The 24,813-nt window shown below is 43.7% G+C and carries 23 protein-coding genes and 1 pseudogene; 14 read left to right on the top strand and 10 right to left on the bottom strand.

Translation table 11 applies throughout. From position 1 onward, the window contains the following. Positions 1–189 precede the first annotated feature (189 nt). Genes AC07NA_RS07665 through AC07NA_RS07655 form a run of 3 tightly spaced genes read left to right on the top strand, consistent with a single transcriptional unit; the run spans position 190 to position 2,517 of the window. Positions 190–762 (top strand): Crp/Fnr family transcriptional regulator, encoded by a 573-nt coding sequence (locus tag AC07NA_RS07665; RefSeq protein WP_345211821.1) that lies wholly within the window; start codon positions 190–192, stop codon positions 760–762. Positions 763–820: 58 nt separating this feature from the next. After that, positions 821–2,182, top strand: a complete 1,362-nt coding sequence (locus AC07NA_RS07660) for a hypothetical protein (protein WP_494897043.1) — start codon at positions 821–823, stop codon at positions 2,180–2,182. Next, positions 2,179–2,517: a hypothetical protein gene (locus tag AC07NA_RS07655; RefSeq protein WP_494897041.1), complete on the top strand. Its 339-nt coding sequence runs from the start codon at positions 2,179–2,181 to the stop codon at positions 2,515–2,517. Before AC07NA_RS07660 ends, AC07NA_RS07655 begins: the two co-directional genes overlap by 4 nt. A gap of 213 nt (positions 2,518–2,730) precedes the next feature. On the opposite strand, the gene AC07NA_RS07650 is transcribed toward AC07NA_RS07655, so the two are convergent. Next, entirely contained in the window at positions 2,731–2,991 is a 261-nt protein-coding gene (locus tag AC07NA_RS07650; RefSeq protein WP_345211818.1) for a helix-turn-helix domain-containing protein, read from the bottom strand. A 123-nt stretch (positions 2,992–3,114) separates the two neighbouring features. Here AC07NA_RS07650 and AC07NA_RS07645 point away from each other — a divergent pair, with 123 nt between their 5' ends. Then, entirely contained in the window at positions 3,115–3,354 is a 240-nt protein-coding gene (locus AC07NA_RS07645) for a hypothetical protein (protein WP_494897040.1), read from the top strand. On the opposite strand, the gene AC07NA_RS07640 is transcribed toward AC07NA_RS07645, so the two are convergent. Together AC07NA_RS07640 and AC07NA_RS07635 are read right to left on the bottom strand one after the other, a co-directional pair. Then, entirely contained in the window at positions 3,299–4,450 is a 1,152-nt protein-coding gene (locus tag AC07NA_RS07640; RefSeq protein WP_494897038.1) for a hypothetical protein, read from the bottom strand. The genes AC07NA_RS07645 and AC07NA_RS07640 overlap by 56 nt on opposite strands. A 30-nt stretch (positions 4,451–4,480) precedes the next feature. Further along, the gene (locus AC07NA_RS07635; RefSeq protein WP_494897036.1) at positions 4,481–4,636 is read right to left on the bottom strand and encodes a hypothetical protein; all 156 of its coding nucleotides are present in this window, start codon (positions 4,634–4,636) and stop codon (positions 4,481–4,483) included. A 75-nt stretch (positions 4,637–4,711) separates the two neighbouring features. Here AC07NA_RS07635 and AC07NA_RS07630 point away from each other — a divergent pair, with 75 nt between their 5' ends. Next, on the top strand, positions 4,712–5,800 hold the full coding sequence (locus AC07NA_RS07630) for a sensor histidine kinase (RefSeq protein ID WP_494897035.1): 1,089 nt from the start codon (positions 4,712–4,714) through the stop codon (positions 5,798–5,800). Next, positions 5,797–6,519 carry a LytR/AlgR family response regulator transcription factor gene (locus AC07NA_RS07625; RefSeq protein ID WP_494897034.1) on the top strand — a complete coding sequence of 241 codons (723 nt, stop codon included), beginning with the start codon at positions 5,797–5,799 and terminating at the stop codon, positions 6,517–6,519. The genes AC07NA_RS07630 and AC07NA_RS07625 overlap by 4 nt, the downstream gene beginning before the upstream one ends. Before the next feature lie 35 nt (positions 6,520–6,554). Here AC07NA_RS07625 and AC07NA_RS07620 read toward each other — a convergent pair whose 3' ends face one another. Continuing rightward, positions 6,555–9,575, bottom strand: a complete 3,021-nt coding sequence (locus AC07NA_RS07620; RefSeq protein ID WP_494897032.1) for a lantibiotic dehydratase — start codon at positions 9,573–9,575, stop codon at positions 6,555–6,557. Positions 9,576–9,652: 77 nt separating this feature from the next. Between AC07NA_RS07620 and AC07NA_RS07615 the strand changes: the two genes are divergently transcribed. Both AC07NA_RS07615 and AC07NA_RS07610 read left to right on the top strand, forming a co-directional pair. Next, positions 9,653–10,084 carry a MauE/DoxX family redox-associated membrane protein gene (locus AC07NA_RS07615; RefSeq protein WP_494897031.1) on the top strand — a complete coding sequence of 144 codons (432 nt, stop codon included), beginning with the start codon at positions 9,653–9,655 and terminating at the stop codon, positions 10,082–10,084. Positions 10,085–10,179: 95 nt separating this feature from the next. Continuing rightward, positions 10,180–10,470 (top strand): hypothetical protein, encoded by a 291-nt coding sequence (locus AC07NA_RS07610; protein ID WP_345211810.1) that lies wholly within the window; start codon positions 10,180–10,182, stop codon positions 10,468–10,470. 67 nt (positions 10,471–10,537) lie between these two features. Here the strand turns inward: AC07NA_RS07610 and AC07NA_RS07605 are convergent, their stop codons facing one another. From AC07NA_RS07605 to AC07NA_RS07590, 4 genes are all read right to left on the bottom strand, one after another. Next, on the bottom strand, positions 10,538–11,923 hold the full coding sequence (locus AC07NA_RS07605; protein ID WP_494897030.1) for a RagB/SusD family nutrient uptake outer membrane protein: 1,386 nt from the start codon (positions 11,921–11,923) through the stop codon (positions 10,538–10,540). Between the two features lie 9 nt (positions 11,924–11,932). Then, the gene (locus AC07NA_RS07600; RefSeq protein WP_494897029.1) at positions 11,933–15,121 is read right to left on the bottom strand and encodes a SusC/RagA family TonB-linked outer membrane protein; all 3,189 of its coding nucleotides are present in this window, start codon (positions 15,119–15,121) and stop codon (positions 11,933–11,935) included. Positions 15,122–15,164: 43 nt separating this feature from the next. Further along, positions 15,165–16,520 carry a TlpA family protein disulfide reductase gene (locus AC07NA_RS07595; RefSeq protein WP_494897027.1) on the bottom strand — a complete coding sequence of 452 codons (1,356 nt, stop codon included), beginning with the start codon at positions 16,518–16,520 and terminating at the stop codon, positions 15,165–15,167. Positions 16,521–16,667: 147 nt separating this feature from the next. After that, positions 16,668–16,982, bottom strand: a complete 315-nt coding sequence (locus AC07NA_RS07590) for a hypothetical protein (RefSeq protein ID WP_494897025.1) — start codon at positions 16,980–16,982, stop codon at positions 16,668–16,670. A 418-nt stretch (positions 16,983–17,400) separates the two neighbouring features. On the opposite strand from AC07NA_RS07590, the gene AC07NA_RS07585 reads away from it, so the two are divergent. The 3 genes and pseudogenes from AC07NA_RS07585 (at position 17,401) to AC07NA_RS07575 (ending at position 18,359) form a co-directional block, all read left to right on the top strand. After that, positions 17,401–17,796 (top strand): helix-turn-helix domain-containing protein, encoded by a 396-nt coding sequence (locus AC07NA_RS07585; protein ID WP_494897023.1) that lies wholly within the window; start codon positions 17,401–17,403, stop codon positions 17,794–17,796. Between the two features lie 72 nt (positions 17,797–17,868). Next, positions 17,869–18,042: pseudogene (locus AC07NA_RS07580) on the top strand (helix-turn-helix transcriptional regulator); the annotation flags it as partial. A gap of 98 nt (positions 18,043–18,140) precedes the next feature. Further along, positions 18,141–18,359 (top strand): hypothetical protein, encoded by a 219-nt coding sequence (locus AC07NA_RS07575; protein ID WP_494897021.1) that lies wholly within the window; start codon positions 18,141–18,143, stop codon positions 18,357–18,359. 75 nt (positions 18,360–18,434) lie between these two features. Here AC07NA_RS07575 and AC07NA_RS07570 read toward each other — a convergent pair whose 3' ends face one another. After that, a complete protein-coding gene (locus tag AC07NA_RS07570) occupies positions 18,435–19,028 on the bottom strand; it encodes a DNA/RNA non-specific endonuclease (protein ID WP_494897019.1) in 594 nt (197 codons plus the stop codon). Positions 19,029–19,456: 428 nt separating this feature from the next. Then, entirely contained in the window at positions 19,457–19,630 is a 174-nt protein-coding gene (locus AC07NA_RS07565) for a DUF417 family protein (RefSeq protein WP_494897017.1), read from the bottom strand. A gap of 541 nt (positions 19,631–20,171) precedes the next feature. On the opposite strand from AC07NA_RS07565, the gene AC07NA_RS07560 reads away from it, so the two are divergent. Genes AC07NA_RS07560 through AC07NA_RS07550 form a run of 3 tightly spaced genes read left to right on the top strand, consistent with a single transcriptional unit; the run spans position 20,172 to position 24,746 of the window. Further along, entirely contained in the window at positions 20,172–20,462 is a 291-nt protein-coding gene (locus tag AC07NA_RS07560; protein ID WP_494897015.1) for a class I lanthipeptide, read from the top strand. 3 nt (positions 20,463–20,465) lie between these two features. Then, a complete protein-coding gene (locus AC07NA_RS07555) occupies positions 20,466–21,656 on the top strand; it encodes a lanthionine synthetase LanC family protein (RefSeq protein WP_494897013.1) in 1,191 nt (396 codons plus the stop codon). A 9-nt stretch (positions 21,657–21,665) separates the two neighbouring features. Next, a complete protein-coding gene (locus tag AC07NA_RS07550) occupies positions 21,666–24,746 on the top strand; it encodes a lantibiotic dehydratase (protein WP_494897011.1) in 3,081 nt (1,026 codons plus the stop codon). Positions 24,747–24,813 lie beyond the last annotated feature (67 nt).

The raw sequence follows: 24,813 nt of genomic DNA, 5'->3' as shown, positions 1-24,813 counted from the left end.
CTAAACCATATCCTAATTGTCATAAAAATGCCAGTTTACTTGCTTCTAGCGAATCATTCGTCGGTGAAGGCAACAGTTTTGAATCAACCAACGTTAACTAATAAGCATTATTTGATTAACACAAAGTAAATTCTTGTAATACCGGAAAGGGTTGACTATTGTCAAATTTTTCAACCTATACAATTTCACGTGAAAACTGATTTACTGATCAACACCTTATCGTTCATTTCTCCCTTAAATGAACGCCTGCAAAAACGCATAACAGAAGGCGTAAAAAAAGAATATTTCCGAAAAAAAACCATCCTCCTGAAGGACGGGCAGGTAAGTAAGCATATTTATTTTATCAACAGCGGTTTTGCCCGTGCCTATTACCTGACACCGGATGGCAAAGAGTATACTTCGTGGTTTATGGGTAAAGGCGACCTGATGATCTCCGTTTTTAGCTTCTATACTCAGAAGCCTGCGGCTGAATACATAGAATTGCTGGAAGACAGTGAATTGTTGTCCATGAGCTGGCAGCAGCTGCAAGGGATTTACGCAGAACATCCCGAATTTAATTTCCATGGCCGCCAGCTGACCGAGAAGTACTATATTCTTGCCGAGGAAAGGAATATTTTGCTGCGCACACTGAGCGCTAAAGAAAGGTATGAAAGGCTGTTGGAAACACATCCCGGTATCCTGCAAAAAGCACAGCTGGGGCAGATCGCTTCTTACCTGGGTATCAGCCAGGAAACCTTAAGCCGCGTGCGCGGGAAAAAGTGACTTTTTGACTTTTGTCAAAAAAGCAAACTCGATTTCCATCCAACTTTGTACCATGCCTATGAAAAAGATCACCTATATCACCTTATTGCTGCTGCTGGTAAACGCGGCCTGCCGGAAGGAAAATGCCGTTGATGTTCCAGCAACAGCTTCGAGTCAGGGCGATACCCTGACGCTGAACAGTGCAAAGCAGTGGTACCAGAATGCTGAAAGGAAAATCCGGTCGTCCGGAAATACTTCATCCATAGATCACGGCAAATGGGATCCAGAATGGATTAAAGCGAGTAGTCATCAAAAAGCATCCGGCAATTACTGGCTGATCCCGTTAAAAGGGCAGGCGAAGATGAGCGGATATAGAGCGGGTTATCGAAAATTAGCTTTCTACCGGTTAGCTTCCGGAGAAATCAGCGCCTACATCTTTGAAATCGTACCTGACCTCTTAAGTTTACAAAAAGGTGAACAAGCCGGTCATGACCATTTTACTGGGCGCGTATTTGTATATGATCTGGACTACCATTTGATCTCGGGTATCGTGCTGGCTAACGGTAAAGCGACCGGTGAGATCCGTAGGATACCGACGGGAACTAAAAACAACAGTCTGACGACTAACCTGGTTCGTGTGATCGAAACCTGTACATGGTACCAATCATCCTATACTAACGCGGAAGGAGAACTGGTCATTTATTCTGAAAAGATATGCTCGTATACCACCGTGCAGGATAACCCGCCTTCCCTACCGGACGGTTTCGGATCAGGACCGGTCACCGGCGGGGGTGGTGGTGGAAACCTCCCTCCTGCGACACCCCCTCCACCTACTTCGAATTTACCAGGCGAAAAAGGGACCAAAGTAAAGCCAAATGAACTCATGAATTGCTTTGACAATATTGCTGATGCAGGCGCTACCATGAAGGTAACGGTCTACGTCCAGGAACCATTCCCGGGGACGGAATTCAACATCGGCCCAAATAGCGTGGGACATACAGCGATCGGGCTCACTAAAAGTAACGGTAGCAGCTCGGTTACGCAAGTGTTAGGTTATTATCCTAGTACGACTCGGGCGGCTTTTGGAGGATCCAGTAAAATAGTCAATAATGGTGGCGATCTAAATTTTGATGTAAGTATCACTTATACAATCAATGCAGCTAGTTTTAAGAAAATTATGAATTACATCGCTAACCCACCATCTACCTATGATATGCTGAAATTCAACTGCACAACTTTTGTGGACATTGCCTGCTTGAAGGGGGGCATAGATTTGCCGAGTTCTTTTAATTTTGTAGGGCCGAGCGGCCCAGGCGGATCTCCAATGGTCATGTGCCCCGCCGGACTCGGGAAAAGCATCCGGGAACTAAATACCAATAATGTGAATAAAAAAGGTGGCACTACGCCTAATAGTAATGGACCATGTAATAAAGCAGCATGAAAAAAGTAATTTTAGTAATATTAATACTCGTCGTTATAGTAATTAATCTTCCACCAATAAATTATTTTCTGACAGAAAACTATACTTACAGCAATATCGATGCAACCTTTACATATAGCGAGGAAGGCGGTAAAGGAAAATCCTACTGGGGATGCCAAAGAAGTTATGGTTTTTTCCTTTGCAAACATCCAGAAAAGGATCAGGGAGATAATAATCTGTACAGAAATTTCACTATCAAACCATGGCGCTTTTGGGAATGGTACCAGATGATCTTTCATAGCGAGCGTTACTCATTGCCTTATATGGAACCAACAAAGGAAGCGGCCGAAAATTAAGGATTACGCAACGTTTTCTATTGTTGCTTGACGACTTTCTAAATGGGAAGATATACTTTATGCATATCGAATTGCCACCTGGCTTAATACTATAAAAGGAAACCAACCCGGCTTCCTTTTATTGCATTATCGTATTAACGATTCTTATAATATAAAGAACTAAAGGGTTGCATATCAGGCAAGTCTTTATTAAAAAAGCTCTTCCAGATACTGTCAGTTATCAAACCCCTCCTCAAAAAAATCCCTGTATTTAACACCCATCTTTGATATAAGTAAGCCGATGGTAACAAAGGTCAAATTCTGCCCCTGCTCAAATTTACTGTATTGTGAACGGTGAATATCATGGGCATTGGCAAATGCTTCAGCAGTTTCATACCCCAATTGAATACGGATCTGTTTTATTCTTTCACCAAGTCGTTTTACTATTTCTTTGGAGAGCTTTTCATCTTTCGGGCCTTTAAAACTGCCAGTCATATGGTAAAATAACTGAAAAAAACAGGCGTCTAAAACCAATTATAAGTAGACTACATATATGTAGTCTACTTATATGTATATTTACTGTTGATTTGGTATATTTACTTATTCAATCGTTAGCAAATGAAAAATGATGAGCATCTTGACGGCAAGATCATTTCACTTGACTTTAATGCCGGGTTTAAACAGCAGTGCGCAGTAATGGGCTATAGTACACTAAGAGAAATAATTGAATCGGGAGAGGAAAAATTACTGGCAAATCCGTCATTCAGTTATACCTGGCTGCACGAACTGAGCGGGTACCTGATCAGAAATGGTTTAATACAATACCTGCAGCCAGCAGTGGAAAAAAATGGCGGTTGATATAGGCAACCATATCTAATAGGAAACCTCGAACGCGTCCTGCGGTCACCTGTTCAGGGCTATAGTATTCTTTGCTTAAACTTCCGGGCGAAATGACTGACTGCTTCTTGGAACTGAAGTTTTTTGAAATAAAGTCAAACAATTCTGTAAGCGAAAGCCCGTTGAGGAGTTTCCCGTCAACAAAAAGCCTGGCGAAAAAAGCGATCTGAGCAACCGGTAATTGCAACAAAACTTTCTTTCCTGCAATAGGCAGACTGACTTCCTCCTGAAATAATTTCGATTCGAGCTTATTGATCTGTTCGTCCAGCCAGCCACCCACCATAACCGACAATGATGGCCACCGCGTTTGGCATTTCATACCATCCGTACTCTTATGTAAGCTGATCAGTCTTTTTTGCTGTTCAAAGTAAGCCAACTGTTTTGTTTTGTCTTTTAATTCTCCAGTCCTATGGAGCATCTGATCCTGCAAATTAACGGCATAGGGAAGATAGTTAAAATCCAGGCATAACAATTTTTCAGCAAGAGATTCTGGATTCAACCTGCCTGAAGTATGCAGGCTTTGTAACTCCAGTAAAAGATTTTGGGTGTAAATAAAAGAATGGAATAGATTGTGCTGACTTATGGGTGAGTTCAGTAAATCGGAGCAATAAACGTATAGGATATCCGAAAGGTATGTACCGGCACGTGTTCTGAACTCGCCGTTTATTACATTATCCAATAGATCAGTATGGCTGCCAATCCACTTTTCCTGCCATATATTGGGAGCCTGAATCTGACTTTTTAAATACCAATGGTATCGTTGCAGCAGCTCATCGATAATAAATAAAAGAATTCTAGATGCCTCTGAGTAGCGAACCTCGTGTATTAAATTGATTCCATCTTTTTTATTGAAAGGATCTAATTCTTGTAGCAGGTAAGCGACCCGTTCCAGGTGTAAGGTAAAATAACGCCGAAGACTTTGTTCAGATACATTGGAAAGCAAAGACCTTTCCCATGAACGAAACATACTACTGGCTGCACTGGCCATTGACTGAACAGGGTCAGAATTCCCCCGGTTTTTCTCAGGCTTAACGAGCAGCGCAAAAGCTTCTTCCAACTGGTAAAGGTCTTCACAGAACATCACAATTTATTTCGCATGAAAATGTGTAGTGGTGGTTAATGTTACCGTCACTGTATTGGTAGGATCAGTTTCCATAGCGACTGGATGTACGCCACTTACGCTTTTAAAGGGTGAAAAAATGGACATAGCTTGTTTTAATGGTTTTTTTGTTAGTGCTTTCATATTTGTTATTTTTTAGTTAAATTAAAATTGATTTTTAAGAACAAGGCTTTTTTTATACCATCGACCTTTTTACCTATGCCGACGTCAATAATATTTAACTCATCCTTTTGGCAAGCTCCCCGCTTGTCCATCCTGCTAAAACATGCATTCTGCTGGTTGCTATTTGCCTCTTATGAGTTAGGTTTACTTAAATATGCAACAGGAAAATTAGAACCGATCCTCAATTATGTGCTATATTACCTGATCAACATCACCTTCTTTTATCTTTTGGCACACTATATCTTTGAAAGCTTCAAACTCAATCTACTCTCCGGGATAACGAAAATATTCCACTTTATCGTCTTGGTTTTAATCGCATTTTTCTTAAAATACATGCTGGATGCTCTACTTAAAGGCGGTGGTTTCTCTTTGAAGAATATTACCACTAACCGCACGACACTTATTTTAAGCCTCATCCGTCTTAGTTATTTTGCCGTGCTCGCCTTTTTTTACTGGCTCGGAATGAATAGGAACGCGGTCATGAAGAAAGCCGAACAATTGGAACGCCTTAGGCTGGAAACGCAAAACCGCCAGATGGAACTGCAAAACCGTCTCGCTGTTGCCGAAAACGCCTATTTACAACAGCAAATTAGCCCCCACATGCTATTTAATGCATTAAGTTTTATACACAGCTCCGTTTACAAGGTTTCCGAGCAAGCTGGCAATTGTGCCCTTCTGCTGGCAGATATCCTCCGCTTCAGCCTGGATAGCAATAACGATGACGGAAAAATATTCGTTGAGGATGAACTGGAGCAAATAGAAAACCTCGTCGAGATCAACCGGTATCGTTTTCAGCAACAATTTATCATCTGTAATTTTCATGGCGATTTCATCGGACTTCGCCTCATTCCGCTGGTTTTGCTGACGCTGACGGAGAACGTATTCAAGCATGGTCATCTGCAGGATAGCGAGCAACCAGCACGGATATCGATCGGTTTCAGTGAGGGTGTGCTGACTTACTACGCGAAAAATCTTAAAAAACAAAAAAGTAACGAACCTCCCCGAAAGCAAATCGGGCTTTCTAATATCCAGATTCGGCTCGATAACACTTACCCAGGCAATTATAAATTGAAGGTCGACGAATCAGAAACCCATTTTATCACTCGTTTATCGATCAATTTATGAGCCTTTCATGTTATGTTATAGATGATGAGCATCACGCCATCAACGTGCTGAGCGACTACATTCTCAATACGCCCGGCCTTAAGCTTGCAGGCTCATCCACCAATCCTGTATTTGCGCTTGAAGAAATTAGCACAATTAGCCCAACTGACATATTGTTCCTGGATGTGGATATGCCACAAATGTCAGGCCTGACCCTAGCGGGAATGATTCCCCAAAGAATCGAAATAGTGATTACGACTGCATTCCGCGAATACGCGGTGGAGGCGTTCGAAAAACACGCAGCCGATTATTTACTGAAGCCGATCAGCTACGATAGGTTCCTTGCCTGCGTACAAAACATTCGAATGAGAAAGAACGTACCTGAGGTGCAAAACACTTCGCCGGATTTTTTATTCGTCAAAAGCGGCATCAAGGGAAAACTTGTTAGAATCAACATCCCCGACATCTTGTACATACAGGCCGCATCCAATTACATAGAGATCTTCACGACCGGACAAAAGTTGATCACCTACCTGTCCATGGCGGAAATCCTCGAAAGGTTGCCCTGGGCGGAATTCTCCAGGATTCACCACTCCTATATCGTCCATCATCGTAGTATCAGGGTTATTGAACCCGGACAGGTCTGGATTGACGATAAAATCAGGATCCCGGTCGGTCGTGCTTACCGGCAACCTTTCAAGGACAAAATGGTCGGGCATATTCTTCCTGAATCTAAATGATCCCAACAGCCTATTAACCGGGACGGACGCATCACCTACTTATAGGATCTGGCCTTCACCGATAACCAGTACTCGTACAGGCAATAGTAAACCAGCAATTCCTGCTGCCTGGGCAGTTCATTAAATGTCCGGTTCAATTGCATATGCACCAGGTCACCTAATAGTTGTTCATTTTTTTCGGGGGATCTATATGACCGGGTAGTCCCAAACCCCTGCATCTCCCTGGCAAACAAATTCAATTTCTTCACCAAAACATCGTTCCTGCCGCCGGTAACAACGCCTTCCAGCATAGACGTTAGGTCCGTTTTAAGCGTCCTATATTTTTTATCCAGGCTAATCCGCATTTTCTTATCAGCTTTAAATTCCAGGAGAAAACTATCCCGCATTATCGCTGCAAACTGAAGGCAATGATCAAAATTCTTATCGTATGCCGCCATGATCATTTTCCATGCCGTTAATACGCCAAAATTGAATAGCGTCAATCCATGGCCGCCACGTTGTGAAAGATGCCATAATGCCAAACGGCTGCCTTCATAAAAAATGGATTCCGCTTTCTCTATGAAATCTGCACCGTATCTTTCTACTTCCCTGTCATAAATGGTTACCTCAAATTGATGAAGTACGCTCCCTAAATGATACCTGATGAGCCTGCGTTGAATGGCAGACAGTAGCTTGGCCAAAACATCATTGCTACCTTTTAAGCGCAGCCGGATATGGTGACCATCTTCATTGTACCGAATAAAAAACCAGCGTTCCAGTTGCGCCGCAAATTTTTTAATCAAAGGGTGAATGATAATCTTTAACAACTCATCAGCCATTTCGGGAGTGCAAAACAATTTGATATACAGCCATTCGCTGCCGGGTAAAAAGCTTCGCGCAACAGGTAACTGTTTTTGCGAATTCACCATTGTAGTTTCTTTATAAATTTTTTGTTTATGGTTCAAAAAAACGATGAATTGGGCAGCGTAGGGATCATGACCGTTCTTGACGGAACGATCTGGCAGTAGATATTCCGTAAGTTTAAACTGCTTTAATCCGTTAATACATTGCATAAAGAATTCGGTTTCAGAGGGATTGGCGAGGTCGAATACTAATTGCTGGTCGGTGTCGCCCAGGGAAACACGGCGCGGTAGTTTATAATTTTTCCTGAATGACCTGATCTTATCTATGACTGGTCGATCATCCTTGAATACTGAAGCCTGCACTTTGTCAGATGAAATTAACCATTTGGCCAGGCTGAGAATAATATCTCCGACCATTACCCTGGGATAATAATCCAGACCCGGGAAATAATATTCCGGATCAAAGTTTAAGCTGGCCTGTAAGCCCTGGTATTGCAGATCACATAAAAACCTGAACAACGGCATGTCATTGTGCCGGTAGTTAAAAGCCGTTGCCAGTCTCGGGACCACTCGTTTTTTTTCTTTAATAGACTCCAATGTTAATTCCCCGTTATTTACGGACACCAGCAGTTCTTCAGGTTTAATCAGTGAGTACCCATCCTGCCTTGGATAAACATTTAGCGGGATAATATACTGATAGATCATCCGCCTCCGGTTGATATTATCGACGTGGGTGTGAGACAACTGATCAATGTCAGCGAAAATCACATTAGGATTGGCCTCCTGTTCAAGAGCAGCGATCTTCCTGCATAATTGCCAGGTTGCGTCATCAAACAAGGAAAATCTTCCAACCAGGGTATTAGCGCTTACGCCCCCTGCTTGTTCGATAATCAGGTATTCAGCGGTCTTCCGGTACATCACTGAAAGGCTATTTGGCAAAACCGGGATCGGATCCCTGTTGGCTATTTCTATTATATCCTCTTCCCGGATAGAAATGGGCGACCGGTCTGGCCGTCCGGTTTGATGCCACGCGGCTAACAGGAGCCGATGTACAGGAGACCAATCGAGTTGTTTCCCTGGCGACTTGCTGACCGGAAACTGGATACCATTCAACATAGCCTCACCTACACCGCCGGATGTCCTTGCTTCGTATAAAATGCCGGTATCCGGGTCCAGCGCTTCCAGAAGCGGGACCTTCCTGTTGCCATATTTCTTTTCAAATGCCTTTTTATAACGGACCAGGCTGCTATTGACTGAAGGAAATGACAGTGCTTTTAAATAGGCGAGTGCTCTCCTGATCACTGCCTGGTCCACCGCATTTGCGCCGCTGTTATGAACTGGTCGTTGCAGTGCGGTATAGAACATGGACTTTCCCGAATTTAATGCAAATGGGATGTCGGTAAAATCAGGAGCCAATTGATCTTTTAAAAGGAGACCGTCCTTCCATGATTGACGGACGTTGGTGATCAATGTATGTATACCTGTATTTTTAAGGCTATCATTATGGAGTGGAGTGTCCGTTTCAATCATCTGACTGAGCCCGTTCGTATAACAGAGCTGCGAAGAGATCAAAAAACGGAGATAATCACGCGCTTCCTCGGTGTCACCACCAAGGAAACCGGAGATCCAGAGCAGTAAATCGGGAGCCTTAACAGTTCCTTTACTTAGCAACTGCACCAGGTCAACATAAAACTTCTCCGCGGCAATCCCGTCAATAGCGTATTGATATTTCCCCTTTTCATCCGTAGTGGCCACGTAATACCGAAAATGCTTTCCTACCCGGTAAACAGTTGAATTTAATCTTAGTAGGGTTTGTTCTTCCTGTAAAGGGTGGTCCTGTTTTATGGCAGCAAGCCAGGCCTGGTCAGGCTGTAAGTGCACTATGGTCGAGTGGTCATTGCCCAGGCGCAGCACCTGGTCGTTGCTCCAGGATACCGTTGAAAACGAAGCAAACGCCCCGAACGGTGTAGGGCGGAAACTCATGCGGTTATAATATTTAGCCACCGAATATATTTCCCTGGCCGTAAGAACTTCAAACTTGAACTTTTTGGTTTCCAGCACCCCGTAGAATTCAGGGCTGGCGAGCCATAAGGCGTTTAAAAAATACTTATCCTGTAATATTTCCGGTAAACGGTCCAGGTCATAACCGCTAAAACTATAAAATGGTGCCCTTACAAAGACCTCCGGAAAAAATTCAAATTCACTGTCCATCATAATTTTCAAAGGGTATACTACCCATCTCCCACTGTTTTACTATTGCCGAGGCCGCTTCCTTTGTTAAAAAAACGACCATGCGCACAATTATTAAATCATTTGCTCCTGCCCTGCTCGTCCTGTTATTCACGTACGCAGCAGCAAGCAAACTATTCACCTTCAGTGAATTCAGCTGGCAACTACATAACCAAAATATTCCTGGTTGGCTGGCTGACCTGCTGCTGTACACGCTTATCCCGGCGGAGCTGCTGATCGCCGCGTTATTGTTGCACCCGCGAACCCAACGTATTGGGCTATTACTATCCATGGTCACGCTCGCCGTATTTACAGGCTACATTCTCCTGGTACTTGCCGGCGCCTGGGACAGGGTGCCCTGTTCCTGCGGCGGGGTGATCGGCCGGCTTAACTGGACACAACATTTCTTTTTAAATCTTTTCTTTCTTGTCCTGAGTATCGCGGGGTGGCGTTTTTCAGCTACTCCGAGCCATTCTTTACCGACTGTTAACTGACCGACAGATAAAGGGAAAGCCGAAAACCTTGAACAGAGTAGGCACATCATGCAAAAGTTTTTGGTTCGTTTTTTCGCAAAAAAGCGTTCAGTACCATGAAAAAATTAAGTATTCGTTTCGCCCTTGCCGCTGCGATCCTGGGGATCGGCAGCGCCTATGCAGGTAATGCTAACCACTTCGCGGTTAAAAAATGGGGCCTTGACCGCAGCACCGGATTGTATGTGGACGTCACTACGGCAAGCCCGTCTACCTACAGCTGTACCGGCAGCTCAGGTGTATGTACCGCGACCTACGATTCGGATGTGAACCCGAACAACCAGGCGGGTGATACCCACCCGGGCACTGCTGATCCGATCACTATTGTGAACGGTACTTTCGCTAACTGATTCCCCGTATTCATTCCCGGCCGAACGCCGCAGGTCTACCCGGCCTGCGGCTTCGTGGTATCTTCCCTCAGCGCTCATTTTGCGGGATATTGTTCAGCCGGATCTCTTCAGGCGGGATGGGGTACACATAGCGTTTGCTTTCCGGCAGCAATGTGTAGGTCTGTTCGGCTATGGTTCTCGTCAGGGTGACTTTGAAACGTTCATCGCGGTTAAGCCGCCGGAGATCGGACCAGCGTTGCCCCCGCCGGAATAGCTCCTTCCGTCTTTCCTCCAGTATTTTTCTTAATGCGGCTTCCGCATCGGCTGCGGTAACCGGCTTGAATTTTCCCGCAAGCCAGCGTTTTTCCAGTAATGTATTCAGATCACTTAAGGCTTCGGCGGTCTCCCCTGCCCTTGCCCGGCATTCCGCCCGGATCAGCCAGATCTCATCGGCAGCCAGCCCCGAAAAATTATAGATATTCCCGGTGTAACTTCCTTTGAAACGGAAGGTTTCGTCGCCAAGCGGGCGAAAAAACAACCCTTTTCGAAGGTCGTCCTGATCGAAAGAATTATAAAAGGCCGGATCTGCAACCGTAGGCGAAGCAGAAGTCGCGAAAGAATAACTGTTATCTACCGCGTACCAGATCACTTCATCATTCCCGTTGGGTAAAGCCGACGGGAACGGCCGGTTAGCTGCCGGGTTCAGCGTATTATAATCGATCAGTGCGGAGCGGAGCCGCAGGCAGGAATCCGCGTAACGTCCGGCGGCTTCGTAGTTTTCCATGGCGAGGTTGACGCGTGCCAGCATGCCGAAAGCAGCGGCCGTAACAGGCCGGCTCTTATAAGCCGCCGTCGACGGTAATAAGCGCCGGGCTTCGCGCAGGTCGGTCAGTATCCTGTCATAAGTAACTGCCAGGCTCGCTCTTGGCAATTGCCGGTCGACCGGGCTGCTGAGCGGTAATGGAATGCCGGGATCGGCATCCGCCGTCTCCTGGCGGTAAGGTAACGCGAACTGCTGCGCCAGGTTGAAAAAAGCATAGGCACGGTAGAACAACGCGGTTCCTTTAATCACATTCAGCTCTGTAGCGGCAAAGGTTCCCGGCTTCAGTTCGTTAAGTCCGTCGAGTACGATATTTGCGTAAAACACTTGCTGATACGGCCTGCTCCAGTCCAGTGCAGGTGAACCGGTAAAGATCTCCTTCGCCCAGGTATAAGAGGTGCGCTCGTAATCCTCCCCGTAGCCGTTAAAACCCGCATCGGACACGACCAGGTCGCCGTCTGCGAGTGATGTTAATGCAGGCGAGTAATTAAATACCTGTATGTTATCAAGGAGCGCCAGGAAATCAGCCGGGGTAGCGGGAACCAGTAAAGCCTTGCTGGGTTTCTTTTCTAAAAAATCCTTACCGCAGCCTGTGCCCAGTACGGCGGCAATCAGGAAGAACAGGAGGTATTGTATAAGTTTATTCTTTTTCATCTTCAATGATTAAAAGTTTAAGCGGATACCGCCTGCGATGGTCCTCGGGGCGGGATAAGTTTGTAAAAAGTCCGGATCGATGTGGTTTTTATTGGCGCGCCAGAGGATACCCAGGTTGGCGGCATATATGTAAACCTGTAAACTGCCTTTGGGCAGGAAGGTAAATTTACCCTGCGCGAAAGTATAAGATGCGGTCAGGTCCTGCAGGCGGATATGATCCCCTTTTTCCACCAACGCCGAGGAATAGGTATAAAAGTCATCGCGGGCGGCACTCGCTGCGGCGGGAATAGACGGCACCACGGTATGTGTCTCATCACCCGAATTCTGCCAGCGCAGGGAATAATCACCTTGTTGACCGGCGAGGCCGTAGTTGTTGCTGTAACGGATCGATGGTCGCCGGAAATAATAACCGAAACGGTAACTGATATTGGCCGACAAGCTCCAGCTTTTATAACTGATGGTATTACGGAATGCGCCGAACCAGGTCGGGCGGGACGAACCGTGATATACCAGGTTCTCCGGGGTTGCCGCTGCCGACATCGCGGTATAATCCTTACTCACCTCCCCGTTCAGATAACCTCTCGGGTCGCCCGTTTCCGGATCCAGCCCGGCGGAGGCATAACTGTAAACCGCGAAAAGCGGTTTGCCGGTAAACGGATAGCTGCCTGTGGCACCGCCAAACAGGTAATCCTGCGACAGGGAAGCCTGTTCATATTGCGTCACCTTCTCAGAAATACGACTGACGATCACGTTGCTGGTCCAGCTGAAAACACCGGCCAGGTTGCGCGTCTGCAGGTCAAGGTCAAAACCATGTCCGCTTGTCTGTGCCGTATTACCGGTAAAAACGCTCACGCCGGATGAGGGCGGGTAAGTTGTCCTGCCGATCAGGTCCGTCCCGCGCTTCAGATAAAACTCCAGCGTGCCGGATACCCGGTGGGCAAAGGCGGCGAAGTCAAGCCCGAGGTTGATATGCCTGATCTTTTCCCAGCGCAGCAGGGGATTCGGCGGGTTCAGGATATCCGCGTAAGGTTGCTGGATCTGGGAATCACTCCCGTCATAATACAAAGCCGTAGTGTAAGCGGAAAGGCTTTTATTGCTGTTCCCGTTAAAACCGTAGGTAGCCCGCAGTTTCAGTTCGGACAGCCAGCCGATATGGTAAAAACTTTCACGGCTGAGCTGCCAGGCAGCGCCGGCCGACCAGAGCGGTACACCTTTTTGATTGGTCTTCACCCCGAACACGTTGGACTGGTCTATGCGGGCACTTCCCGATATGGTCAGCCTTCCATCATATGTATAGGCAGCATTGGCATACCAGGAACGGTAACGATCGGTCAAGTCGGTTTCTTCCGTATTCAGCGGGATCGCGTTTTCCTGGAATGGGTCGTCGAAACGCGGGAATAGTGAACGGCCGTCCACTGGCAATGAAGTCGCATGTTCCGCGTCATAGCCATAGAGACGGTAAGCGTCGGCCAGCACGTTCTGGGTACGGATCTCGTATCCGGTCAGCGCGTTCAGGCTGTGTTTCGCACCTAAATCGCCGTCATAACTTAACTGCGCCCGTCCGTCATGACTGATCGTGGTGCTGTTCGACAGGTCGAGTAGGCCACCCAGAGGCACCGGCCTGACCATTGTGCCGTCATCTTCATTGACCTGCGTGAACCGGTTGATCATATCCCGCGCGGCATAACTTTCCGCGGACTGCAGGTTCCGGCCGGCTAACTGGCTGCGGTCATACTGGTAAAGCACCTGCGCCTGCAGGCCCAGCGGCAGGCGATATTTGAGGGCAGCGTTGATCCGCTGGCTGTTCAGGCGGTTGCGGTTGTCTGCCAGCCGGAGTTCGTCTAGCGGACGGTAGCGCCAGTCGAGCAAGCCCTGCCCCATCGCTTCATCGATGAACCCCAAGCGGTGATCACGCGTTAACGCGAGCGCGTTCCCGTTCTGGTCAGCTAATGCGGCATAAGGATAAATGGCCTGCCCACGATTCCACAGCAGGATGCCGGGGTTGTTCTGGTCTGTCAGCGTATGCACCAGGTTCAGTCCTAAACTGAACTCCAGCTTACGGTCAAGCATCGTCCAGTTATTGTTACCGTTCAGGGTCAAACGGTTAAAAACGTTACCCTGCAGGTTGTCGAGATTCCTGTCATACCCCAGGGAATAATAATAGCGCTGGTGCAGGGAACCGCCGTCCAGGCTGAGGGCATACTGCTGTTTGACGGCAGTGCGGTACAGGTAATGTGAAACATCCTGACGGATATCCTGCCCGCGCAGGGCGTCGATCTGACGGTCGGCTTCGGACTGGCTGATCTTACCTTCACGGGCATCGATCAGGAGTTCTACTACCGGCGAAAGCGGTGGGTGGTTACCCGCGTTTTCCAAACCGGTATAATAGTCTTCGCTGAACAACCGCTTTTCAATATCGATGTAATCAGAGGTGCTCATCCTTGGTTGGAAGTACAGGTCGGGACGCTTTCCGACTGTAACGTTCGCGTTGAAGCTCACCTGCATGGGTTTGTTATTTAATCCCCGGCGGGTGGTGATGACGATCACCCCGTTACCGGCTTTGGCGCCCCAGATGGATGCCGCTGCCGCGTCTTTGAGGATACTGATGGATTCCACGTCGTTAGGGTTCAGGTTTTCAATGGGTTCGTTGTAAGGAAAACCGTCCACCACGATCAGGGGATCGGCATTGGATTTGATGGTGCTTTGCCCGCGGATACTGATGCGGGTACCCACCGAATTAAAGCTCAGCCCCGGCACGACGTCACGCAAGCGGTCTACGATATCCGTAGATACGCTGCGGTTGACCAGGCTACGATCCACCTGCACGAATGACCCTGTTACGCGCTCCTTGGGGATTTGCTGGTAACCCGTGGAAACCACCATACCTTCCAGTTCAGCCGTGGCTACCCGCAGCGAAATGACCAGGGAATCACTTATGGGCACTGTGATGCGTTGTTCAATGGCGTTATAACCCACATAGGCGACCTTCAGTTCATAGCTGCCTGCCGGCAGGCTGAAAGTAAACTGGCCGGAATTGCCGGTTACAGAACGATAAGAAGTGCCGGTAATGGAGACTGAAGCGCCGGGCAAGGCCTGACCGGCATCCAATACCTTACCATTAACGGTGTATTTGCCGGCCTCCTGCGAAAAGCAGTACCGGCCAATCAGGAGTAAGATGACGATGATATAATATTTCATAAGGAATAGCTTAGGATTTGTTGGGGTAATCAATAATTAAACATCAGGGTTGCTGCGCGTCACGGATGACGAGCATTTCGACCGCGGCTTCTTTTTCCTCAAAAGCGAGGTCATAGACGGCCAAAGCCTTGTTTAACGTAGGCACATCGGATAAGTGGCCATCGACCGACAGGTCTACCCGCCCGGTATAGCCGGTTTGGTCGACCACCGGCAAAAGCGAGTTCTGCAAATACTGGTGATCCAGCCTTTTCATCAGCTGCGCGAGGGTGCTATTGCGCAGCCGGGCCTTGTAAGGATCAATATCCACCAGCACCTCCCCGCCTTTGGTCGCCAGTTTATCGGTGCCGGAAGTGCGGACAAGGGCAAGACATTTCGTCTTGCGGGTTTCTACGGTGACCTCATACGCCGGGAACAACCGTTTGAGGTCGGCCTGAATCAGCGAAAAGGCTTGTAAAGACAAGCCGGGCGGCACCAACAGTTCATAACACCATCCGTTGCCCTGTGCCAGCCAGTCCATGTAGGCCTGTCCACTCAGGCGGGAGTTCAGTCGCATGGAGTCTTTGGACAGGACAGCGATGCGGGAATCCTGGAACCAGCGCCCCTTATCGGCGAAGGCCAGACGGCAGACCCAGACAAAGGGAACATTACGCACATTAAAGCGCTGGCCGCTGCTACTGTCGAATTTGGTGACGGTCATACCGGCCTCGAGTCCGGGAATGTAACTATTCAGCAGCGCATGGTATTTGAGGCCGGTGCCATCCCCGCCGTTACTGCCTGCTAACAGCGGCAGTGTACCGTCATAAGGCTGTACGATATCTTTCTTTTGTGCGAGTGTCCCGGTACCGGAAAGCATGGCGCGGATGTTCTCCGCAGTCACCTCCTTTTCCTCGGTAATGGCGCGGACAATGCCTTTAGCGTCGATCCATACATAATGCGGCAGCGCGCGGTGCGGGAAAAGGCGGCGCAGTATGGTATCGCCTGTAACACCCGGCAGCTTAAAATCATGCACTTTGCGCATGGCAGACAATACGGGAGCAGCCACAGCTTCGGGCTGGTAAGTGACCGGCAGGATCGTTATTCGATCACCGAAAACCTTCTGCAATGAATCTTCCACCGGCATCATGGCACGGCAGGGGGCGCACCAGGTGGCCCAGAAACTGATGATCAGTAGTTTGCTGCGAAAATGCGATAAAGGCAGCTTACTCACCTGCTTGTTATTGACCCGCAAGCCGGATAACCCGGTGATGATGACGTTAGGAACCTGGTCGCCGATTTGCAGGCCTCCTTTGCCGATTTCGAGCGCGGCAGTTGATTTTGTTTTATTTGGGATGGGCTTATCCTGCGCCGCGGCCCCGAAAAAAAGGCAAAGCAGTAGCAGGAAGCTGAAATATTGCTTCATTTTGATGTGTTAAATAACCAATAAAAAAATGGAAGATGAGTGGCCTTAAACGACAAGCGGGTGCTTACCTAATACCACAGGCTAAAAAGCCAGATGAAGATTCACTCGGGCGGGGAGATCAGCAGCAGCCAGGTATGTACAGGGTAATTAGTCATGTACCCTACCCTCCTGCCCGGTTAAATGATTGCCGGGTAAAGATGGTTCTTCTTCCGACTCAGCCCTGCTTTCCTGGTGCAATGCATTGGCCGCGGCCACCAGGCTAATTAACTGATCAAAAAGCAGGGCAACTTCTTGTACATAAGCCGTCCCTTTATCTTCCAAACCTCCCTTAACGGCGAGGCGGAAGACATCCCATAGTTTTTCATGAACATCACTAATAAGGGGAAGCGAATCATTCGAACACAAATCCAAGATTGCTTTGTGAGATGTTTTTTGCTGAAAGGAGATTAAGGTCTTACTCATTATTTTGCTTTAATAATGAGCCTCATTTATGCAAGGAACAGGCTTTTGATAATGACAATAGGGCCGGTAACCCGCAAATTCTAATGTTGGCAGGCTCTGGTAGGGCCTACTTTTTTCTTTCGAAAAGAGTTTCACACATTATCATAAGCGAGCACCAGCCCTATCATAAATAGGGTATGGAGCTCTACTTACCGTCGCGTGAAATTTACCAGATTCGCCAGCGAGGCTCGTTGAGAAGTCTTATATTTAAGACTACAAATCTATTTGTTTTTTACTATAATATATCGTTTGTGTTAATGGAATAATATTTTTCAAATTCGAAATTATCGAATATTCTAAATTTACAGTTAAAAACTGTAAAGCAAAACCTACTTTTTATATCTTTAAAAACTAAAAAGGATACTATTTATATACTTCTATGGGCGCTATACACAATAAGATCAAAATCATTAGAACAAGATTGGGATACACTCAGCAGGACATTGCTGATAAAATGCACATGCATCTAAAAACTTGGCAAAAAATTGAGAATGGAGTTACTAAACTGGATATTGATCGTTTAAAGGAAATTGCTGAATTATTAGAGACTACCGTAGAAGACCTTATAAATGCTGAAGACAATGTCTATATCAATGAAATTAAAAATAACGATGTCGGGTTTAACAATAGTTCAATAACGATCCACCATAAATCTGAAATTGAAGGGCAATTATATGAACGGATAATCAAAGAGAAAGATGATGTCATTCTCGAACTTAGAGCTGAATTAAAGAAAGTTTGGTCGCTATATGAAGAAATGTCTTCAAAAAAATAAATGACTAGAAAAGGTAAAACCCTGTACAACCGTATTAAATCAGTACTAGCATAAACAGACAAAAACAACCAACAGTTAGCTGCTCATTTGGGAGTTGCGGAAGAAACTGTGTCTAGCTGGTGTACCAATTCGGCGCAACCTTCTATAAAAAGATTATTTTTCATTGCTGATTTTTTGAATGTTAATCTTCAATCATTATTAACGCCCACAGTTCCAAAAACAAATCAACAGCAGCCTTTTAAATAGTTACTATAAAATCCTGATGGTTATCTTCGCCTTATAATTCAGCGGGTCGTTTGACTGTGCAAACATGAATTATCTTAATACTTATATACTTAAAAAATATGGATAGAAAAACCATTACGCTTATTCTTTCTACAGTAATAATTACAGCTGTATTTATTTTTTTACCCATTGTTTTTCACAAACCCTATCCGTTTCCTCCTTACGTATTAGGGATTGGATTTCTGATCACGTTAATTCCATTTAAAAACCTGACGATTAAAGTGATAATAAATGCGGTGGTAATGGGCGCTATGATGTTGGCTTTCTTTATTCTTTAAACAGGAAATTATAGTTACTACTTCCTATAAGTTCAATCAGTTAGAATTAGTTGAAGTTTTGACTGCCTTCTAATTTCATTGACATCGGATATGAACTCTTTTGTAATTATGCCCTTTAACCCATGAAGCGTTCGGAAATACGTAGGCTGTTAAGTTGCCATTACATTTAACTATCTTCCAACAAAACGCAGGGATTTTTAATACACCGATACTATCGGCTTTCCCATAACTGCCGCACCATACTTCCACTCTACCGTATTTCAGTGCCAACTTACGTGTTTGCAATTCGAGGCATTTCCATGACCCCCTGTTTAGCTGTATAGTTTGCGGTGCAATATTAGAATAATAAAAACTTTCCTGCATCTGGGTAATGTTACAGCGGTTATCATTAGCATTCATATTGTGCCCACGGTCATAATTAGTCCATATCTTTTGATAGAGTGAATCAAGCAATTGCTCATCATCGATAACATCGTCTGCTTTAAAATTGCCGGTTCTGTCAATATGGTTTTTGCAACTGATGTCGCGCTGTTCAACATTCCAGCGCACTAAGAGTGGATATTGTAATTCCCTATCAAATGTGGTTATGTAACGCGCGTGCCGGATGGTTACAGTATCCTGGGCGTAAGCTATATTTATTAATAAGTGAAGGAAAAGTAGAATTTTCACAGTTTGCTTTCAATAAGATAAAGCTGACTTAAATGCACTTAACTAACCGGATAACGGCCTGTATAATTCTATGAGTTTAATCAATAAATAAAATTCATTTTTATTCTCTTTAAAATCCATTCACTTGATATCAACCTCCCATTTATAAACAATAGAATATTTTAATGTAGCAATTATATCTTTGCACCACCATGAACAATGACAGATTTTCCGCGCAGCTGGAAACCCGTATTTTTTATTTTTATATTATAGATCAAAAGCCGAATGAGGTTAAGATTACAATGTACGGAACTCACTACACGCTTCAAAAATCCAATGAGGGTTGGCGAAATTCAACCTCAAACAGTATGAATATGTCGCAGCCTTTGATAGATTCAGTGGTTGCTGTTGTTTTTTATTAATGTATAAAAACTGATTTCTTATTTATTTTAGAATTGCTTTTTAAGATATAGCCTCGCGGATTCGCTCATCGTTACAATGGCACCACCAAGTATAACTATATCTTTGATCACTAGGCGCCCCCTACCGGAAAGGAAGGGAAATCCAAAATCCTTATCCGTCAAATGGGGAACCCAATTCTCAGGAAACAGCGAAATTCTCAAAATAAAACGGAGAGAATTTGCCGGGACGAGAGGCAAATTTGTCCTCCAACAATTGAAACATTGTAAGGTTTAATCGTTCGGCAGGAATATCCCAGCGGAGTACATACTATCCTTTCAAAAACCTTATCGGAGATCTGGTCGATACGAAATTCAAAAGCACCGCCCCGTACAGTTGCAACCTTAATATAATGAATTCCAGCTACCTCAAAAGCAACATCTATCATTATTTTTGCGGCAATAAACTAACAAAACGTCAATATTAAAGGGATATCGATGATGGTGTTAGTAGATTTAATTTTAATCTTTTCTTTTAAAGGAGTTTTTTGAAAGTAATTTGTTAACAATTTTCAATTAGCTTATCCTTAATCAAGCCGTACAATCGGTATTCAACCTCAAAAGTTATAATGTGTTTTTTGCCATAAAACAGTTCGATATTCCTCTCGTGTAATATTTTTATTACAAGAGAGGAAATTTTCGTTTCATGAAAATATTTGACAATATTTATTAAAACGAAATATTTACTATCCTTAATCACCAAAAAATGAAAAAAATCAAATTAGACAATTCAAAACTTCAACTAAAGAAACAAAAGATCGCGTCATTGACCGATAATCAAATGAGCAAGGTACTGGGAGGTGACATACCAAGTGGTGTTACGAACCAAACTTGTTGTCTAGCTACAGATCCCCGTCGAGGAACAGATTGTAATATCCTTTCAGGAGATAATTGCACAGCAACCTGTGTAGGAAATAATTGCGGTTCCCTTGGCGGTGCCACATTGTGTCAAAATACATGCGCCTGCGCGACTTTCAATGTACTTTGTATGGGTTAATTGATGAAAGACAATATTTGTAAGATTGTTGATCATATTTATGCTTCCTATCAAAAACGAAATATCCAGTCTTCATCACTTTTATTAGGTGAAGCTGGATATTGCCTTTTTGAGAAATATTATCTGGAATTCGTGGGCAAAACCAGTAGTAGTATATTTGAAGCAAATATACAGTCATTGGCAGAAGCCTCTTTGGAAGATGCATATCCCACTTTATGTAATGGTACAGCTGGAATAAACTGGCTGTTTTCTTATCTAAATAAAAGTGGTATTTTATCTGATGCAGATTGGAAAGCTTTATCTAACACTGAAGATGTTAAATTAGCCAATTGGGCTATCGAATTTCTCAAGAAGTACAAAAATCCTGATTTTTTACATGGCGGAATAGGGATTGCTTATTATCTACTTTATTCTCGAGCAAATAATAGAAGCTATCGAGTTTTTTTTAATAGCTTCTTTCAACTCCTTGGTGACTTAATTATTTATCAGAACGAAAAAGCGTATTTCCCGGATTTCGATATGGTGGAACAATATCAAAATAAGGAGAAGGTCAATCTGGGTCTCGCACATGGAATACCAAGTATTCTTAAATTTTGCTTGCAATGTTATAAAAAAAACGTTTGTAAAAGACAAGCCAAATCATTAGCGCTGCAAGTGATCGAAATGCTTAAAACCTATGCAAATCCGGAAAACGATCAGTGTTATTTTCCGTACTGTGGTATTATAGAGGGACCTTCACAATCCGTTTATAGTCGACTTGCTTGGTGTTATGGCGATTTAGGTATTGGAATTATCTTATTTCAGGCTAGTAAAGTATTCCTCGACAAAACATTAGAAGAATTCTCATTAAATATACTGCGTCTCACTACAACGAGAAGGGAAATCGAAGAGACCCAAGCATTTGACGCAGGCTTGTGTCACGGGTCGGCCGGGATTGCCCATATTTATAATAAAATATGGCGTTACACAGGAGATTTAATTTTTAAGGATGCTTGTGATTTTTGGATACATAAGACTATCGATCAAAGCATTCATAAAGATGGCGTTGGTGGTTACAAAAGTTACGAAGGATCTACAAACACTTGGGTGAATTCTTATTCTCTTTTAGAAGGTGCAAGTGGAATCGGGCTTGCATTAATGAGTTATTTGACAGGTGATTTTGAATGGGATTTTTGTTTGATGCTTGATGATTAATTTAAATTTATGACTTATTCTTTTCCCTGTGTTCTTATGCGAGCTCCGGTGCAAAGCCTGAAAGACGCTTATCGTATTCCTGAATATTTTCCAACACTTTTTGAAGAAGGTATTTACCTATCATCCGACATTCTTTGGATGGAAATGCAAAAACATGATAATTTATCTAAAAATGATAAAGAAAAGCTACGCTTATCTTTATTAAAATATAACATCCGTAGTAGTAGCCGGTGTACTCCATATGGTACTTTTGCCGGTACAGCATTACTGAAACTTACCGATGATCGTACATCTATAACATTGTCTGCTGCGGAAACACATATCCGTAAGACAAGAATAGATATGAATTATATGACGGCAATTATAAATGCATTGATGAGTCGCACTGATATAAAAAAGGCTGTTAAGATGTATCCAAACAATAGCATTTATGAATTGAATGAGAGTTTCCGGTATGCGCAATATTATATAAAAGATAATACCAGACATTACGAACTAACTAATATCGAAAAAACTGAATATTTGACCTCTGTGCTTGCGCGTGTTAAAAATGGAGCGACAATACAGGAAGTCTGTCAATTATTGATGACCATTGAAAATGTAGGCCAAGAAGAAGCGGAAGAGTTTATTATGGGATTATATAACTCTCAAATTTTGGTTTCAGATCTTGAACCCTGCGTAACTGGTTTAGAACCTCTTGATAACCTTGTTCGCCAACTTGAAAAACTTGAAAATTTCGAGTATCTATTAAAACAGCTACAAGAAATTCAAAAAGTCATTTCGGCAGCAACTCCCGGTATCTCTTATTATCACAATCTCAAAGAGAAATTGAAACAACTGGATATTGATGTTGCAATCCCTAAAAATACTTTACAGACTGATTTATTCTTGTCTTTAGAAAAAAATGCATTGAATCGTGAAACGGTTCATAAAATAATTCAACAGCATGAGGATTTGTATGCATTAAGTCGAAAATATAGTAATCCTATACAGGAGGAATTTAAAGCAAAATTTTTAGCGCGGTATGAATATCAAGAAATCCCTTTAACTACTGCCCTTGACGCGGAGTTGGGCGTAGGATATGGAGGTAGCAACCAGTCCATTATTGGGGATCACTCAATTGTGCAAGACTTGGCTGGACTCAGTCAAACCTCGTCACAGATGGTTATCTTTGATGATATTCAATGGTATATTCATTCAAAATATCTCGATTATCTTTCTAATCAGCGATCTTTAATAGAATTGTCTGAAACAGAGCTAAAATCTTTAAATGATAATAGTCACAAAACGCGTGCTAACAGCTTTTATTTATTCGGCTGTATTATTGAAGAACAAGGCGGAGATGGTCAAAATGAAATCAAATTTGACCTTAATAATTCTGGGGGGCCATCAGCAGCAAACCTCTTGACAAGGTTCGCACACGGTGATATTGAACTGGCTTCGTTTATAAAGGAAATACTGCTACAGGAACAGCTTGATGATTCCACTGCAATTTATGCGGAAGTTGCGCACCAGCCTCAGGCACGAATAGGAAACGTCTTACTAAGGCCATTATTACGAAATTATGAGATTCCGTATGTAGGCAAATCTGGAATGTCGGTAAATGAACAAATTCCAATCAGTGACCTAGTGGTGAGTATACGTAACAACGAAATAGTACTACGTAGTTTAAAGCATAAGAAAAGAGTTATACCAAGACTGACAACGGCTCATAATTTCATAACAGCTTCACTGCCAATTTATCGGTTCTTGGGAGATTTGCAATTTCAAGGATTATACATCGCTAACGTATGGGATTGGGGAGTTTTGTCTTCTTTAAAACACCTACCACGAGTAATCTATAAGGACCTTATCCTTTCCAAGGCAAAATGGAAAATTGGAAAAGATTTTTTGGACGATTTACCTTTGGATAATAACGAGCGCTTGTTGCATATCCGTAGTTTTAGAAACAAGTTTAAAATACCATCAAATGTCTCTTATATTGAAGGAGATAACAAGCTTTACCTTGATCTTGAGCGAATAGATGGTATAGAATTATTAATACACTATGTTAAACGTTACGGAACTATTAATATTGAGGAATTTTTGTTTACCGAAAACAATTGCATCGTAAGGGATGCAGACGGCAATCCCTATACTAATGAAATTGTTATTCCCTTGCGACGTTTTACTGCCTTGGATAACAAAAATTTATCAAAATTTGATGAACCGTTTAAAATAACAAGGAAATTTTCCCCATTTAGTGAGTGGTTGTACTTTAAAGTTTACTGCGGGCCTGTTATTGCAGACCATTTTTTAAAAGGTGAACTACCGTTATTTATTCTAAATGGTATCAACGCTGGGCTTTTAGAAAAATTCTTTTTTATACGTTATAAGGATGATTCTGCGCATATCAGAATAAGGTTTTATAATTCGAATTTGGATAATCAATTAGTTATCTATCGGTTATTTATGCAATCACTGCAACCTTTATTGAAAAATGAATCAGTTGAACGCGTGGTTATAGATACTTATACCAGGGAAATCGAAAGATATGGTGAAGATATTATTGAAGAGGCTGAAACTTTGTTTTTCCATGATAGTCATGCGGTACTAAAATTCCTTCAATTGCTCGACGGCGAAGAATACGAAAAGTATCGTCTTCTATTTGCCCTTAGAGGAGCCGACGAATTACTAAATGACTTTAACTTCTCTCTAGTTGAAAAAAGAGATCTGTTGAAACGACTATCCTCTGATTTTTTAAGTGAGTTCGGTGGCAGTAATTCATTAGTAAAAAAACTGAATGACAAGTATCGAAGGAGTCAAAAAGAAATATTTTCGCACATGAATCCGAAATTTGACGCGGAAAACGAAATTGAGGAGGCCGTATTAATCTTCCATGAACGCTCACAGATGAATAAATTAATTGTCGAGTCTTTGAAAAGAAAAATAAACCATGATACCGAGAAAATGAATCAGGTATTGACCAGTTTTATCCATATGTTTTTAAATCGACTGTTCATCAATAATCAGCGAAAGCACGAATTATTAGTTTACCATTTTTTAGAAAGATATTATTCATCTCAATTTGCTATTTCACAAAAGGCGTAAATAAGCAGAATTGACATTTTAAAAAGTCGGATGTTTCATGCAATACATTTGTAGATTTATTTATCGC

This window comes from Mucilaginibacter sp. GW821-FHT07G05 (genome assembly GCF_059418565.1).
This window is presented reverse-complemented; position numbering and strand designations above follow the sequence as displayed.

Bases quoted from the DNA above. Each gene is read 5' to 3' on its own strand.
- AC07NA_RS07660 (WP_494897043.1), top strand. From the start codon at position 821: ATGAAAAAGATCACCTATATCACCTTATTGCTGCTGCTGGTAAACGCG.
- AC07NA_RS07655 (WP_494897041.1), top strand. From the start codon at position 2,179: ATGAAAAAAGTAATTTTAGTAATATTAATACTCGTCGTTATAGTAATT.
- AC07NA_RS07650 (WP_345211818.1), bottom strand. From the start codon at position 2,991: ATGACTGGCAGTTTTAAAGGCCCGAAAGATGAAAAGCTCTCCAAAGAA.
- AC07NA_RS07645 (WP_494897040.1), top strand. From the start codon at position 3,115: ATGAAAAATGATGAGCATCTTGACGGCAAGATCATTTCACTTGACTTT.
- AC07NA_RS07635 (WP_494897036.1), bottom strand. From the start codon at position 4,636: ATGAAAGCACTAACAAAAAAACCATTAAAACAAGCTATGTCCATTTTT.
- AC07NA_RS07630 (WP_494897035.1), top strand. From the start codon at position 4,712: ATGCCGACGTCAATAATATTTAACTCATCCTTTTGGCAAGCTCCCCGC.
- AC07NA_RS07625 (WP_494897034.1), top strand. From the start codon at position 5,797: ATGAGCCTTTCATGTTATGTTATAGATGATGAGCATCACGCCATCAAC.
- AC07NA_RS07620 (WP_494897032.1), bottom strand. From the start codon at position 9,575: ATGATGGACAGTGAATTTGAATTTTTTCCGGAGGTCTTTGTAAGGGCA.
- AC07NA_RS07615 (WP_494897031.1), top strand. From the start codon at position 9,653: ATGCGCACAATTATTAAATCATTTGCTCCTGCCCTGCTCGTCCTGTTA.
- AC07NA_RS07610 (WP_345211810.1), top strand. From the start codon at position 10,180: ATGAAAAAATTAAGTATTCGTTTCGCCCTTGCCGCTGCGATCCTGGGG.
- AC07NA_RS07605 (WP_494897030.1), bottom strand. From the start codon at position 11,923: ATGAAAAAGAATAAACTTATACAATACCTCCTGTTCTTCCTGATTGCC.
- AC07NA_RS07600 (WP_494897029.1), bottom strand. From the start codon at position 15,121: ATGAAATATTATATCATCGTCATCTTACTCCTGATTGGCCGGTACTGC.
- AC07NA_RS07595 (WP_494897027.1), bottom strand. From the start codon at position 16,520: ATGAAGCAATATTTCAGCTTCCTGCTACTGCTTTGCCTTTTTTTCGGG.
- AC07NA_RS07590 (WP_494897025.1), bottom strand. From the start codon at position 16,982: ATGAGTAAGACCTTAATCTCCTTTCAGCAAAAAACATCTCACAAAGCA.
- AC07NA_RS07585 (WP_494897023.1), top strand. From the start codon at position 17,401: ATGGGCGCTATACACAATAAGATCAAAATCATTAGAACAAGATTGGGA.
- AC07NA_RS07575 (WP_494897021.1), top strand. From the start codon at position 18,141: ATGGATAGAAAAACCATTACGCTTATTCTTTCTACAGTAATAATTACA.
- AC07NA_RS07560 (WP_494897015.1), top strand. From the start codon at position 20,172: ATGAAAAAAATCAAATTAGACAATTCAAAACTTCAACTAAAGAAACAA.
- AC07NA_RS07555 (WP_494897013.1), top strand. From the start codon at position 20,466: ATGAAAGACAATATTTGTAAGATTGTTGATCATATTTATGCTTCCTAT.
- AC07NA_RS07550 (WP_494897011.1), top strand. From the start codon at position 21,666: ATGACTTATTCTTTTCCCTGTGTTCTTATGCGAGCTCCGGTGCAAAGC.